Origin of the sequence: Pseudomonas faucium (assembly GCF_021602585.1) — a bacterium.
GTDB classification, from domain to species: domain Bacteria; phylum Pseudomonadota; class Gammaproteobacteria; order Pseudomonadales; family Pseudomonadaceae; genus Aquipseudomonas; species Aquipseudomonas faucium.
The window spans coordinates 355,428-368,269 of record NZ_BQIP01000002.1 but is presented as its reverse complement, the minus strand read 5'-3'; the positions used below and the strand labels follow the sequence as shown (position 1 = coordinate 368,269).

Annotated in this window: 13 protein-coding genes; 7 read left to right on the top strand and 6 right to left on the bottom strand. The window is 65.2% G+C overall.

Annotated elements, in window-relative coordinates; all coding sequences use genetic code 11:
• The 3 genes from betC to L6D75_RS04380 all read left to right on the top strand — a co-directional run bounded on the left by betC (position 1) and on the right by L6D75_RS04380 (position 4,073).
• The gene (betC, locus tag L6D75_RS04390; RefSeq protein WP_176511726.1) at positions 1-1,518 is read left to right on the top strand and encodes a choline-sulfatase; all 1,518 of its coding nucleotides are present in this window, start codon (positions 1-3) and stop codon (positions 1,516-1,518) included.
• Positions 1,519-1,533: 15 nt separating this feature from the next.
• Entirely contained in the window at positions 1,534-2,418 is an 885-nt protein-coding gene (gene choX / locus L6D75_RS04385) for a choline ABC transporter substrate-binding protein (RefSeq protein ID WP_176511727.1), read from the top strand.
• 89 nt (positions 2,419-2,507) lie between these two features.
• Positions 2,508-4,073 (top strand): SulP family inorganic anion transporter, encoded by a 1,566-nt coding sequence (locus L6D75_RS04380; RefSeq protein ID WP_176511728.1) that lies wholly within the window; start codon positions 2,508-2,510, stop codon positions 4,071-4,073.
• Positions 4,074-4,188: 115 nt separating this feature from the next.
• Here L6D75_RS04380 and aroE read toward each other — a convergent pair whose 3' ends face one another.
• Positions 4,189-5,013, bottom strand: coding sequence for a shikimate dehydrogenase (gene aroE, locus L6D75_RS04375; protein WP_176511729.1), 825 nt, complete (start codon positions 5,011-5,013; stop codon positions 4,189-4,191).
• A gap of 25 nt (positions 5,014-5,038) precedes the next feature.
• The gene (hemF, locus tag L6D75_RS04370) at positions 5,039-5,950 is read right to left on the bottom strand and encodes an oxygen-dependent coproporphyrinogen oxidase (protein ID WP_176511730.1); all 912 of its coding nucleotides are present in this window, start codon (positions 5,948-5,950) and stop codon (positions 5,039-5,041) included.
• A gap of 134 nt (positions 5,951-6,084) precedes the next feature.
• On the opposite strand from hemF, the gene L6D75_RS04365 reads away from it, so the two are divergent.
• A complete protein-coding gene (locus L6D75_RS04365; RefSeq protein ID WP_176511731.1) occupies positions 6,085-7,062 on the top strand; it encodes an NADPH:quinone reductase in 978 nt (325 codons plus the stop codon).
• 57 nt (positions 7,063-7,119) lie between these two features.
• Here L6D75_RS04365 and L6D75_RS04360 read toward each other — a convergent pair whose 3' ends face one another.
• The 4 genes from L6D75_RS04360 to dprA all read right to left on the bottom strand — a co-directional run bounded on the left by L6D75_RS04360 (position 7,120) and on the right by dprA (position 9,822).
• Positions 7,120-7,425, bottom strand: a complete 306-nt coding sequence (locus L6D75_RS04360; RefSeq protein ID WP_276574725.1) for a Txe/YoeB family addiction module toxin — start codon at positions 7,423-7,425, stop codon at positions 7,120-7,122.
• Positions 7,391-7,675 (bottom strand): type II toxin-antitoxin system Phd/YefM family antitoxin, encoded by a 285-nt coding sequence (locus tag L6D75_RS04355; protein ID WP_176511732.1) that lies wholly within the window; start codon positions 7,673-7,675, stop codon positions 7,391-7,393. The genes L6D75_RS04360 and L6D75_RS04355 overlap by 35 nt, the downstream gene beginning before the upstream one ends.
• Positions 7,676-8,129: 454 nt before the next feature.
• Positions 8,130-8,687 carry an L-threonylcarbamoyladenylate synthase type 1 TsaC gene (gene tsaC / locus L6D75_RS04350; protein ID WP_176511733.1) on the bottom strand — a complete coding sequence of 186 codons (558 nt, stop codon included), beginning with the start codon at positions 8,685-8,687 and terminating at the stop codon, positions 8,130-8,132.
• 37 nt (positions 8,688-8,724) lie between these two features.
• On the bottom strand, positions 8,725-9,822 hold the full coding sequence (gene dprA / locus L6D75_RS04345) for a DNA-processing protein DprA (protein WP_176511734.1): 1,098 nt from the start codon (positions 9,820-9,822) through the stop codon (positions 8,725-8,727).
• A 206-nt stretch (positions 9,823-10,028) separates the two neighbouring features.
• Between dprA and def the strand changes: the two genes are divergently transcribed.
• From def to rsmB, 3 genes are read left to right on the top strand one after another with little or no spacing between them, the layout of a single operon-like run.
• Positions 10,029-10,535, top strand: coding sequence for a peptide deformylase (gene def / locus L6D75_RS04340; protein ID WP_176511735.1), 507 nt, complete (start codon positions 10,029-10,031; stop codon positions 10,533-10,535).
• A gap of 60 nt (positions 10,536-10,595) precedes the next feature.
• Positions 10,596-11,528, top strand: coding sequence for a methionyl-tRNA formyltransferase (gene fmt / locus L6D75_RS04335; protein WP_176511736.1), 933 nt, complete (start codon positions 10,596-10,598; stop codon positions 11,526-11,528).
• On the top strand, positions 11,525-12,835 hold the full coding sequence (gene rsmB, locus L6D75_RS04330; RefSeq protein WP_176511737.1) for a 16S rRNA (cytosine(967)-C(5))-methyltransferase RsmB: 1,311 nt from the start codon (positions 11,525-11,527) through the stop codon (positions 12,833-12,835). The genes fmt and rsmB overlap by 4 nt, the downstream gene beginning before the upstream one ends.
• Positions 12,836-12,842: the final 7 nt, after the last annotated feature.

Below are 12,842 nucleotides of genomic sequence, written 5' to 3'. Positions count from 1 at the left end.
ATGACGCGCCCGAATATCCTGTTCATCATGGCCGACCAGATGGCCGCCCCGCTGTTGCCGATCTACGCCCCTTCGCCCATCCAGATGCCGCACCTGAGCCGCCTGGCCGAACAGGCGGTGGTGTTCGATTCGGCCTACTGCAACAGCCCACTCTGTGCACCCTCACGTTTCACCCTGGTCAGCGGCCAGTTGCCCAGCCGGATCGGCGCCTACGACAATGCCGCTGATTTCCCCGCCGATATCCCGACTTATGCCCACTACCTGCGCCGCCTGGGCTACCGCACGGCGCTGTCGGGCAAGATGCATTTCTGCGGCCCCGACCAGCTGCACGGCTACGAACAGCGCTTGACCTGCGACATCTACCCCGCCGACTACGGCTGGGCGGTGAACTGGGATGCCCCGGACGAACGCCCCAGCTGGTACCACAACATGTCGTCGGTGCTGCAGGCCGGCCCCTGCGTGCGCACCAACCAGCTGGATTTCGACGAAGAAGTGGTGTTCAAGGCCCGCCAATACCTCTACGACCATGTGCGCGAAAACGACGGCCGGCCGTTCTGCCTGACCGTGTCCATGACCCACCCCCACGACCCGTACACCATCCCCAGGCGCTACTGGGATCGCTACGAGGGTGTGGATATCCCCATGCCGCGCGACGTGTACGCCCAGCAAGCACTCGACCCCCATTCACAACGCCTGCTCAAGGTTTACGACCTGTGGGACAAGCCCCTGCCTGTGGACAAGATCCGCGATGCCCGCCGCGCCTACTTCGGCGCCTGCAGCTACATCGACGACAACATCGGCCTGCTGCTGCAGACCCTGGAGGAATGCAACCTGGCCGACGACACCCTGATCGTGTTCTCCGGCGACCACGGCGACATGCTTGGCGAGCGCGGGCTCTGGTACAAGATGCACTGGTTCGAGATGTCGGCGCGGGTGCCGCTGCTGATCCACGCGCCCAAGCGCTTTGCCGCCGCGCGCGTGAGCGCCTCGGTGTCCACCTGCGACCTGCTGCCGACCCTGGTCGAGCTGGCCGGCGGGGCTGTGGATAAAACGCTGCACCTGGATGGCCGCTCGCTGCTCGGCCATCTGCAAGGGCAGGGCGGCCACGACGAAGTGATTGGCGAATACATGGCCGAAGGCACGGTCGGCCCGCTGATGATGATCCGCCGCGGCGCCTACAAGTTCATATACAGCGAAGATGACCCCTGGCTACTCTATGACCTGAGCCGCGACCCGCACGAGCGGGAGAACCTCGCCGGCAGCCCCGACCACCAGGCGCTGCTGCAGGCATTTGCCGATGAAGCCCGGCAGCGCTGGGATATCCCCAGCCTGCGTCAGCAGGTACTGGCCAGCCAACGGCGCCGCCGCCTGGTGGCCGAAGCGTTGGCCATCGGCACGCTGAAAAGCTGGGACCACCAACCCTGGGTGGACGCCAGCCAACAGTACATGCGCAACCACATCGACCTCGACGACCTCGAGCGCAAGGCACGTTATCCACAGCCCGCACCCATGGATTGATGAAGAGAGGCCGCCATGCACAAGTTCTCCACCGCCGTGTTCGCCCTGGCCCTGGGCCTGGGCACTGCCGGCGCCCACGCCGACGACGCGCAATGCCGCACCGTGAAACTGGCCGACCCCGGCTGGAGCGACATTGCCGCCACCAACGCTGTCGCCCGGGTGCTTCTGGAAAGCCAGGGCTACCAGGTCAAGGTCGACAGCCTGGCGGTGCCGATCATCTATGGCGGCCTCAAAGACGGCAAGGTCGATGCCTTCCTCGGCAACTGGATGCCGGCGCAACAGGGCTTTCATGACAAGTTCGTCGCCAATGGCGACGTGCAGCGGCTCTCGCGCAACCTGGAGGGAACCGAATTCACCCTGGCGGTGCCCGACTACGTGTGGAATGCCGGGGTGAAGGATTTCGCCGACCTGCAGAAACACGCAGGCGAGTTCGACAAGAAACTCTACGGCATCGGCTCCGGCGCCCCGGCCAACTTGTCGCTCAAGCAGATCATCGACCACAACGACTTCAACCTCGGCCAGTGGAAGCTGGTGGAGTCGAGCGAGCAGGCGATGCTGGCGCAGGTGGACCGGGCGGTGAAGAAGAACCAGTTCATCGTCTTCCTCGGCTGGACACCGCACCCGATGAACGTGAAGCTCAAGATGCACTACCTGACGGGCGGGGAGCAGTGGTTCGGCAGCAAGGGCGAGGTCTATACCCTGACCCGCAAGGGTTATCCACAAGCCTGCCCGAATGCGGCTAAGCTGCTGGGCAATCTGCAATTCACCCTGGACATGGAAAACAGCATCATGGCCGAGGTTGTGGATAAGAAGATCAGCTTCGATGAAGCGGCCAAGGCTTGGGTCAAGGCGCATCCGCAGGTAGTCGAGGGTTGGTTGGCTGGGGTGCAGCCGCAGTGAACCCAGCCCTTGTGCAATCCCTGTAGGAGCCGGCTTGCCGGCGATGAGGCCAGAACAGCCAGCACAAGCCCCCCAATGCGAGTTACCCAATGATTCACCTGACCCACCTACTGCCCTTCCTCACCTGGCTGCCCCGCCAATCGGGCCGCAGCCTGCGCCAGGACCTGCTGGTGGGCCTGAGCGGGGCGATCCTCGCCCTGCCGCAATCGATCGCCTACGCCCTGATCGCCGGCCTGCCTGCCGAATATGGCCTGTACGCGGCGATCGTGCCGGTGCTGATCGCCTGCTTGTGGGGCTCCTCCTGGCACCTGATCTGCGGCCCGACCGCCGCCATCTCCATCGTCCTCTACGCCAGCATCAGCCCCTTGGCCGTGGCCGGCAGCGCCGACTACGTGACCTTGGTGCTGCTGCTGACGTTCCTCGGCGGCGTCTTCCAGCTGCTGCTCGGCCTGCTGCGCTTCGGCGCGCTGGTGAACTTCGTCTCCCATTCGGTGGTGCTCGGCTTCACCCTGGGCGCGGCCATCGTCATTGCCCTGGGCCAGTTGCCCAACCTGCTGGGCATGGACCTGCCGAGCCAGGCCACGGCGCTGAAGACCGTGCAGGACCTGGCCAGGCATGCCGGCGAGGTCGATGTGCCGTCGCTGCTGCTTGGCCTGGCGACCGTGGTGATCGGCGTGGCTTTGAAACTCTGGCGCCCGCGCTGGCCGAGCCTGTTGATAAGCCTGATGGTGGTCAGCGGGGGCGCCTGGCTGCTGCCGAGCTTCTTCGGCCATGTGGCGCGGGTACCGGCGTTCACCGGCCAGTTACCGCCGCTCAGCCCCTTGCCGTTGCTGGACCTGGAACTGATCCTGCGCCTGCTGCCCAGCGCCGTTGCGGTGGGCATGCTTGGTCTTGTAACCAGCTTGTCGATCGCCCGCTCGCTATCGGCGCGCTCGGAGCAGTTGATCGACGCCGACCAGGAAATCCGCGCCCAGGGCCTGTCGAACATCGTCGGTGCGTTCTTCTCGGGCTACCTGTCATCCGGCTCGTTCACCCGTTCGGGCCTGAGCTACGACGCCGGCGCCCGCTCGCCCCTGGCCGGCGTGTTCTCGGCGCTGTGGGTGGCGCTGTTCGCGGTGACCGGGGCCGGGCTGATCGCGCACCTGCCGATCCCGGCCATGGCCGGCAGCATCCTGCTGATCTGCTGGGGGCTGGTGGACCACCGGGCGATTCGTGCGCTGTTCCGGGTCAGCCGCTCGGAGTTTCTGGTGATGGCGCTGACGGCGGCGGCGACTTTGCTGCTGGAGCTGCAGACGGCGATTTATGCCGGGGTGCTGGCATCGCTGTTCTTCTACCTCAAGCGCACGTCGCGCCCGCGCGTGCAGCAGAGCCGGGAAGGGCAGGCGGATGTGCTGCGGGTGGGTGGGTCGATCTTCTTTGGTGCGGCGCATTACCTGCAGGTGCGCTTGCAGCGCTGCCAGGGGCCGCATGTGGTGATCGATGCGCGGCAGGTGAACTTCATCGATTATTCGGGGGTGGATATGTTGCACCGCGAGGCGCGGCGGCTGCGCCGGGCGGGGGGGAGTTTGACCTTGCAGCGGGCCAGGCCGCAGGTGATCGAGGAATTGCAGAAGTTGGAGGGGGTGGAGCTGTGTCCCATTCGATTTATTGAGTGATCGTGGGGGCTGCTTTGCAGCCCTTTCGCGACACAAGGCCGCTCCTACAGGGGATTGCGGTGCCTTGTAGGAGCGGCCTTGTGTCGCGAAAGGGCCGCAAAGCGGCCCCAAAACATCAACCCCGCGCCAGCTGCCGACGCAACTCGTCCAGCACCGGCCGCGTGTCCGGCCGAATCCCACGCCAGATGTAGAACGCCTCGGCCGCCTGCTCGGCCAGCATGCCCAGCCCATCCATCACCTTCACCGCCCCCAGCTTGCTCGCCCACTGGCAGAACGGCGTCGGCTCCTTGCCGTACATCATGTCGTAGCACACCGTGCGCCCGGCCTCGACCAGGCTTTCGGCAATCGGCGGCAACTCGCCGGCCAGGCTGGCCGAGGTGGCGTTGATGATCACGTCCACCGGCTCCTGCAGCCAGCCATACCCACTGGCCACCACCGGCCCCAGTTCGGCGAATTCGCGCGCCAGCAGCTCGGCCTTTTCCACCGTGCGGTTGGCGACCACCAGCGATTGCGGGTCCAGCGCCAGGATCGGCTCCAGCACACCGCGTACCGCACCGCCCGCGCCGAGGATGAGGACGCGCTTGCCGGCCAGCTCGACCCCGGCATTCACCGTCAGGTCACGCACCAGCCCGGCGCCATCGGTGTTGTCGCCCTGCAGCGTGCCGTCGGCCAGCTTCTTCAGGGTATTCACCGCCCCGGCGCGCTGGGCGCGTGGGGTCAGGCTATCGCACAGGCGGTAGGCCTCTTCCTTGAACGGCACGGTCACGTTGGCACCGCTGCCTTGCTTGAAGAAACCGCGGGCGCAGTCGCTGAACTCGTCCAGCGGCGCCAGCAAGGTGCTGTACTCCAGGTCCTGGCCGGTCTGCTCGGCGAACAGCCGGTGAATCAACGGCGACTTGCTGTGGCCGATGGGGTTGCCGAAAACGACGTACTGGTCCATGGGAGCTCCTCGGTTATCCACAGGCTTACTGGGCGAGCCAGTCGCGATCTTGCAGGAAGTAGTCGGTCAGGCGCGCTTCCTCGCTGCCGGGCGCGGCCTTCCAATCGTAACCCCAGCGTACCTGCGGCGGCAGCGACATGAGGATCGACTCGGTACGCCCACCGGACTGCAGCCCGAACAGGGTGCCGCGGTCGTAGACCAGGTTGAACTCCACGTAGCGGCCGCGGCGGTACTCCTGGAATTCGCGCTGTTCGGCAGTGTAGGGCGTGTGCTTGCGGCGCTGCACGATCGGCAGGTAGGCGTCGACATAGGCATCGCCGATGGCGCGGATGAAGGCGAAGCAGGTGTCGAAGTCCCACTCGTTCAGGTCGTCGAAGAACAGGCCGCCGATACCGCGTGGCTCGCCGCGGTGCTTGATGTGGAAGTAGCGGTCGCACCAGGCCTTGTAGCGCGGGTACACGTCGGCGCCGAACGGCGCGCAAGCCTGCTCGGCCACGCGGTGCCAGTGGATGCAGTCTTCTTCATTGCCGTAGTACGGGGTCAGGTCGAAGCCGCCACCGAACCACCAGACCGCTTCTTCGCCTTCTTTCTCGGCGATGAAAAAGCGCACATTGGCGTGGGAAGTGGGCACATGCGGGTTGTGCGGGTGGATCACCAGCGACACGCCCAGGGCCTCGAAGCCGCGGCCCGCCAGCTCGGGGCGGTGGGCACTGGCCGACGGCGGCAGGCCGGCGCCGAACACGTGGGAGAAGTTCACCCCGCCTTTCTCGATCACCTGGCCCTCGCCGATCACCCGCGTGCGCCCCCCGCCACCGGCTTCGCGCACCCAGGCATCCTCGACGAAGCGGGCGCCGCCGTCTTCGGCTTCGAGGGCAGAGCAGATGCGGTCTTGCAGGTCGAGCAGGTAGGCTTTCACGGCCTCGGTGCGGCTAGTCATCGGGTCACCAGGAACGGGCAGGGAAGAATTCGGCGCGTAGCATACCACCGCCAACCCGCGCGCCGCAGTTGACGGCGATCAAGCAAAGGCGTCCGATAGAAGGCCTTTCCCGATCCCGACAACAGGAGTGCGAGATGGCCAAGCGTATCCAGTTCAGCCAGCATGGCGGCCCGGAAGTACTGCAGTTCGTGGAGTTCGACCCGCCAGCCCCCGGCCCGCAGCAAGTGCGTGTGCGTAACCATGCGGTCGGCTTGAACTTCATCGACACCTATTTCCGCAGCGGGCTGTACGCCCCACCGGCGCTGCCTTCTGGCCTGGGCACCGAAGGTGCCGGGGTGGTCGAGGCCGTGGGCGAGGGCGTCACCCGCTTGAAGGTGGGTGACCGCGTGGCCTACGCCGGCGGCCCGCTGGGCGCCTACAGCGAGGTGCATACGCTGCCCGAAGCCAACCTGGTGAAGCTGCCCGACGACATCAGCTTCGAACAGGCGGCGGCGGTGATGCTCAAGGGTTTGACCGTGCAGTACCTGCTCAAGCAGACCTACGCCGTGCAGCCGGGCGATGTGATCCTGTTCCACGCTGCTGCCGGGGGCGTCGGCTCGCTGGCCTGCCAGTGGGCCAAGGCGCTCGGGGCCAAGTTGATCGGCACCGTCAGCTCCGCCGAAAAGGCCGAGCGGGCCAAGGCGCTGGGGGCGTGGGCGACCATCGACTACAGCCGCGAGGACGTGGCCAAGCGCGTGCTTGAACTGACCGACGGCAAGAAATGCCCGGTGGTGTATGACGGCGTCGGCGCCGACACCTGGCTGACCTCGCTCGACTGCCTGCAGCCGCGCGGGTTGATGGTGAGCTTTGGCAATGCGTCCGGCGCAGTGACTGGGGTGAACTTGGGGATCTTGTCGCAGAAGGGTTCGCTGTATGTCACCCGGCCGACCCTGGCCGGCTATGCCAACAATGCCGAGAACACCCAGGCCATGGCCGATGACCTGTTTGCCATGATTGGCAGTGGCAAGCTGGTGGTGGATATCCAGCAGCGGTATCCGCTGAGCGAGGCGGCCAAGGCGCAGACCGAGCTGTCGGCGCGGCGGACGGTGGGGTCGACTGTTCTACTGCCCTGAACCTTGGGGCCGCTTGCGGCCCCTTCGCGGGCTTTTCCACGAGGACAGGCAGCACGATCAGTCGTAGTGGTATCGGCACTGCAAGATGGTCATCTGCCCTCCTTCAAAGAGGTAGACCAGCCGGTGCTCGCGGGTAATGCGACGGGACCAGAATCCTGAAAGATCTCCCTTCAGAGGCTCAGGTTTGCCTGTGCCTTTGAAAGGCGTACGTAGGCATTCCTTGATCAGGGTGTTGATCGTAGCAAACACATCAGCGTCAGCATCTTTCCAGTGACAGTAGTCATCCCAACCTTCCGCAGTAAACGCAACGCTCACGCAATTGCGGGCTTCAGTCTTGTTCCGCTGCTTTGACTTCATGTTCATCTATGGACAGCTCATGGGTTACAGCTGTACCCGACCGCAACTGCTCGATGGAGGCGCGCAAGCGCTTGGCGTTAGTGGAAGAGCCCAGCAAATACAGGGTCTCTTGCATGCCGTTGTAGTCTTCAAGCGAAATCAGGACCACCGGCTCGCCACGTTGGCGAGTGATGATCGCAGGCTCATGATCTCGACATACATCATCCATCGTCTGCTTCAGGTCGGCGCGAGCCTGGCTAAAAGTCAGTACATGCATTTTTCAAATCCTTCCCAGGCGTAGCCTGGATCAGGTTCTTCTCGACCCAGCCAGGGTAAATGGATGGGCAATAGGCTTGGTTCTGCAAACACAAACATTGTACAAGCCTAGGTACAAACCTCAACTTCCCATGGTCGGAAACCATGAGATCGCGGAGCTTAGGGCGAACGGCTTAGGGCAGGAAGGTGATGGTGCTCAACAGCATGCGTAGGAAATATCTATGTTCCTAACAATCGCCGGCAAGCCGGCTCCCACAGGTTGAGTGGCGCTCTTGCAGGCGGCGGGGTACCACTTCAGAAAAGCCAGCGCCCCTTTGTAGGAGCGGCCTTGTGTCGCGAAAGGGCCGCAAAGCGGCCCCCGAGTGCAATACCGGTGCGGAAATTGATGGGGCTGCTGCGCAGCCCTTTCGCGACACAAGGCCGCTCCTACAGCAATTAGCGCTCACCCAAGAGGATCAACCCGGGCGCACGACCTCGCCGGTCACCAGGTCACGAATCACGCTCGGATTCTTCCGCCCACCCAGCGCCCCACCGAGCACCAGGTCCAGTTGGCCATGGAAGTACTGCTCCACGCGCAACCGCGTCTTCGCCGCCGGCCGCCCACCCGGGTTGCACGACGTGGAAATCAGCGGCCCCACCAACGCACACAACTCGCGCACCTGGGGATGATCACTGACCCGCAGCGCCACCGTGTCATGCTGCCCCGTCACCCACTCCGGCAACAGGTCCTGATGCGGTACCAGCCAGGTATTGGGCCCGGGCCAGGTACTGCCCATGCGGTCGATCCAGTCTTCCGGGAAATCCTCGAACAGGAAATCGAACTGGCGGATGTTGTCGGCCACCAGAATCAGCCCTTTATCCACAGGCCGCGACTTCAGCGCCAGCAGGCGATACACCGCGTCCTCGTTCCATGGGTCGCAGCCCAGGCCCCAGACCGCTTCCGTCGGGTAGGCGATTACCGCGCCGGCCCGGATCTCACGTGCGGCTTGTTGCACACGCCAACTGCTCACCATTTTGTATCTCCGCATTTAAGCCATGGGCGCAGTTTACTTAGCCCACGCGGGCAAACCAACGCCCGGCTTCATTACTGACCCGGCCTTCGAGCTCCAGCTCGGTCAATTGCGCCAGCACCTGGGCCAAGGGTAGCTCGCTACCGGCGGCCAGCGCCTCGCTGGTCTGCGGCGCGGCATGTAGCAAAGCGAGCAGGGGATGGGAGGGTTTATCCACAACGGGCGGCGGCAGGTTCTGCCATCCCTGCAAGGTTTCCAGGATCTGCTCCACACTCTCCACCAGCAGCGCGCCATCGCGAATCAGCTGGTGGCAACCCTTGGCGCCGGGGTGGTGGATGGAGCCGGGGATGGCATACACCTCGCGGCCCTGTTCGGCTGCCAGGCGTGCAGTGATCAACGAGCCGCTGGCAAGGCTGGCCTCGACCACCAGCACACCCAGCGACAAACCACTGATGATGCGATTGCGCCGCGGGAAGTTGCCCGGCAGCGGGCCGGCATCCAGCGGGTACTCGGAAACCAGCGCGCCACCGCTGTCGATCATGGCCTTGGCCAAGTCGCGGTGGCGCTGTGGATAAAGTTTTTGCAGGCCCGTGCCCAGCACCCCGATCGTGCTCCCCCCAGCCTGCAGCGCCGCCCGATGAGCGGCACCGTCGATGCCCAGGGCAAGGCCACTGGTGATGGTGAACCCGGCCTGCGCCAGGTAACGCGAGAATGCCCGGGCGGTGTCGAGTGCCGGCGGTGAAGCACGCCTGCTGCCCACTATCGCCAGCTGAGGTCGCTCGAGCACGGCAGGGTCGCCGGCAACGAACAACAGCGGCGGGGGATCATCGATTTCGGCCAGCAAGGCCGGGTAGCCAGGGCTGTCCCACATCAGCAAATGCTGGCCGGGGCGCTCTAACCAGGCCATCGCGGCCAGTGCGGCGTCGCGCACGGCGGCGCTGCGCCGGGCATCGACGGCGGCCTGCCCAAGACCCAGGGCACGCCAGGCACCCGCCGGCGCACTGAGCGCCGAAGAGGCACTGCCGAACGCTTCGAGCAGGGTGTGAAACCTTCGCAATCCGGTTTCCGGCAGGCAATGCAGGCGCAATCGGGCCTCAAGCTCGGCCGGCGGACAAAGCGACAAATGGTGAAACGGCATGGTGATCATCCTTGATCGAAACAGGGCCATCTACGTGGCACAACCTGTGGATAACTGTGTGGGTAACACTTTGAAAAGCTGTCCATTAAATGCGGGCTATCAAGCCTATAGACACCCTAGACGAGCTTGCCAGGTGCCGAAATCGTCGATTCCCTTTATTATGTGTGTTCAGTTTTCAACCGAACGCACAGTGACTGCCTGACCTTATGGCCATCTTGAACATTCTCGAATTCCCGGACCCGCGCCTGCGCACCCTTGCCAAACCGGTGACGGAGTTCGACGACGCCCTGCGTCAGCTGATCGACGACATGTTTGAAACCATGTACGAAGCCCCTGGCATCGGCCTGGCCGCGACCCAGGTCAACGTGCACAAGCAGGTCGTGGTCATGGACCTGAGCGAAGACCGCAGCGAACCGCGCGTCTTCATCAACCCCACCGTCGAAGAGCTGACCCACGACATGGGCCAGTACCAGGAAGGCTGCCTGTCGGTACCGGGCTTCTACGAGAACGTCGACCGCCCCCTGCGCGTGCGGGTCAAGGCCCAGGACCGCGACGGCAAGCCGTTCGAACTGGAATGCGAAGGCCTGTTGGCGGTGTGCGTGCAGCACGAGTTCGATCACCTCAACGGCAAGCTGTTCGTCGACTACCTGTCGCAACTCAAACGCGACCGGATCAAGAAGAAGCTGGAAAAGCAGCACCGCCAGCAAGCCTGATCCCCACCTTCCAGAAGGCTTGCTCCGGCAAGCCTTTTTCTTTTTTGAAGCGAGAACTCCATGCGCATCGTCTTTGCAGGCACTCCAGAGTTTGCCGCCGAACACCTCAAGGCCCTGCTCGACAGCCCGTACCAGATCGTGGCTGTCTACACCCAGCCCGACCGCCCTGCCGGCCGCGGGCAGAAGCTCATGCCGAGCCCGGTCAAGCAATTGGCCATGGCCCATGACATCCCGGTGTTCCAGCCGCCAACCCTGCGCAACGAAGACGCCCAGGCCGAACTCGCCGCGCTCAAGCCAGACTTGATGGTGGTGGTGGCCTACGGCCTGATCCTGCCCCAGGCCGTGCTGGATATCCCGCGCCTGGGCTGCATCAACAGCCACGCCTCGCTGCTGCCACGCTGGCGCGGCGCGGCGCCGATCCAGCGCGCCGTGGAAGCCGGCGATGCCGAGAGCGGCGTGACCGTGATGCGCATGGAAGCGGGCCTGGACACCGGCCCCATGCTGCTCAAGGTGGTGACCCCGATCAGCGCCGACGACACCGGCGGCAGCCTGCACGACCGCCTCGCCGAAATGGGCCCGCCGGCTGTAGTCCAGGCCATCGCCGGCCTGGCAGACGGTTCGCTGCAAGGTGAAGTGCAGGACGATGCCCTGGCCACTTATGCACACAAGCTGAACAAAGACGAAGCGCGCATCGACTGGAACCGCCCGGCTGCGGAACTGGAGCGCCTGATCCGCGCCTTCAACCCCTGGCCGGTGTGCCACAGCACCCTGGACGGCGAGAGCGTGAAGGTGCTGGCCGCCAAGTTGTCCACAGGCCAGGGCGCCCCCGGCGAAATTCTCGAAGCCAGCAAGGACGGCCTGGTGGTTGCTTGCGCCGACCAGGCGCTGAGCCTCACCCGCCTGCAACTGCCCGGCGGCAAGGCCCTGGCCTTCAGTGACCTGTTCAACAGCCGCCGCGAGAAGTTCGCCAGTGGCAAGGTGCTCGGCCAATGAACCCACGCCTCGCCGCCGCCCGTGCCTTGGCCGCTGTCCTCAGCGGCAAGGCCTCGCTGAACAGCTCGCTGCCGGCGCAACTGGACAAGGTCGAAGAACGCGACCGTGGCCTCACCCAGGACCTGGCGTTCGGCACCGCCCGCTGGCAGCCGCGCCTGGACCTGCTCGCCGCCCAGTTGCTGCAAAAACCCTTCAAGGCCGCCGATGCCGATGTGCAGGCACTGCTGCTGGTCGGCCTGTACCAGCTGTTCTACACGCGCATTCCGGCCCACGCCGCCATCGGTGAAACCGTCGGGTGCGCCGACAAGCTGAAAAAGCCCTGGGCCAAGGGCCTGCTCAATGCTGTGCTGCGCCGCGCCCAGCGCGAAGGCGAGGCGCTGCTGGCCGACATGGAGCGCGACCCGGTGGTGCGCACCGCCCACCCGCGCTGGCTGCAAAAGCAGCTCAAGGCGTTCTGGCCAGAGCAGTGGGAAGCGATCTGCGCGGCCAACAACGCGCACCCGCCGATGATCCTGCGGGTCAACTGTCGCCATCACAGCCGTGACGCCTACCTGGCGCTGCTGGCCGAAGCCGGCATTGCCGCCAGCGCTTGCCAGTACAGCCGCGATGGCATCGTGCTGGGCGAAGCCTGCGACGTGCGTGGCCTGCCGGGCTTCGCCGAAGGCTGGGTGAGCGTGCAGGACGAGGCGGCGCAGCTGTCTGCCGACCTGCTCGAGCTGGCCCCCGGCCAGCGCGTGCTCGACGCCTGCTGCGCCCCCGGCGGCAAGACCTGCCACCTGCTCGAAGCGGAAGCAGGCCTGGCGCACGTGGTGGCCATCGACCTGGAAGCCAAGCGCCTGACCCGCGTGCGCGAAAACCTCGAGCGCCTCAAGCTGGACGCCGAACTGATCGCCTGCGATGCCCGCGATACCGCCAGCTGGTGGGACGGCAAACCGTTCCAGCGCATCCTGCTCGACGCCCCGTGCTCGGCCACCGGCGTGATCCGCCGCCACCCGGACATCAAGCTGACCCGCCAGGCCGATGACATCCCCGCCCTGGCCACGCTGCAAGGCGAGCTGCTCGATGCCCTGTGGCCGACCCTGGAAGTGGGCGGCATGCTGCTGTACGCCACCTGCTCCAGCCTGCCGACCGAGAACACCGAGGTGATCGGCGCCTTCCTCGCCCGCACCCCCGGTGCCCGCGAACTGGCCCTGGCCACCGAAGCCGGCCTGCGCCAGCCGCACGGGCGCCAGCTGCTGGCCCAGGAAGGCGGCCACGACGGCTTCTACTATGCCAAGCTGATCAAGATCGCCGCCTCGCGCGGGTAAGCACACG

Bases quoted from the DNA above. Each gene is read 5' to 3' on its own strand.
- aroE (WP_176511729.1), bottom strand. From the start codon at position 5,013: ATGGACCAGTACGTCGTTTTCGGCAACCCCATCGGCCACAGCAAGTCG.
- betC (WP_176511726.1), top strand. From the start codon at position 1: ATGACGCGCCCGAATATCCTGTTCATCATGGCCGACCAGATGGCCGCC.
- L6D75_RS04360 (WP_276574725.1), bottom strand. From the start codon at position 7,425: ATGAACATGAAGTCAAAGCAGCGGAACAAGACTGAAGCCCGCAATTGC.
- tsaC (WP_176511733.1), bottom strand. From the start codon at position 8,687: ATGGTGAGCAGTTGGCGTGTGCAACAAGCCGCACGTGAGATCCGGGCC.
- fmt (WP_176511736.1), top strand. From the start codon at position 10,596: ATGCGCATCGTCTTTGCAGGCACTCCAGAGTTTGCCGCCGAACACCTC.
- choX (WP_176511727.1), top strand. From the start codon at position 1,534: ATGCACAAGTTCTCCACCGCCGTGTTCGCCCTGGCCCTGGGCCTGGGC.
- rsmB (WP_176511737.1), top strand. From the start codon at position 11,525: ATGAACCCACGCCTCGCCGCCGCCCGTGCCTTGGCCGCTGTCCTCAGC.
- L6D75_RS04355 (WP_176511732.1), bottom strand. From the start codon at position 7,675: ATGCATGTACTGACTTTTAGCCAGGCTCGCGCCGACCTGAAGCAGACG.
- hemF (WP_176511730.1), bottom strand. From the start codon at position 5,950: ATGACTAGCCGCACCGAGGCCGTGAAAGCCTACCTGCTCGACCTGCAA.
- dprA (WP_176511734.1), bottom strand. From the start codon at position 9,822: ATGCCGTTTCACCATTTGTCGCTTTGTCCGCCGGCCGAGCTTGAGGCC.
- L6D75_RS04380 (WP_176511728.1), top strand. From the start codon at position 2,508: ATGATTCACCTGACCCACCTACTGCCCTTCCTCACCTGGCTGCCCCGC.
- def (WP_176511735.1), top strand. From the start codon at position 10,029: ATGGCCATCTTGAACATTCTCGAATTCCCGGACCCGCGCCTGCGCACC.
- L6D75_RS04365 (WP_176511731.1), top strand. From the start codon at position 6,085: ATGGCCAAGCGTATCCAGTTCAGCCAGCATGGCGGCCCGGAAGTACTG.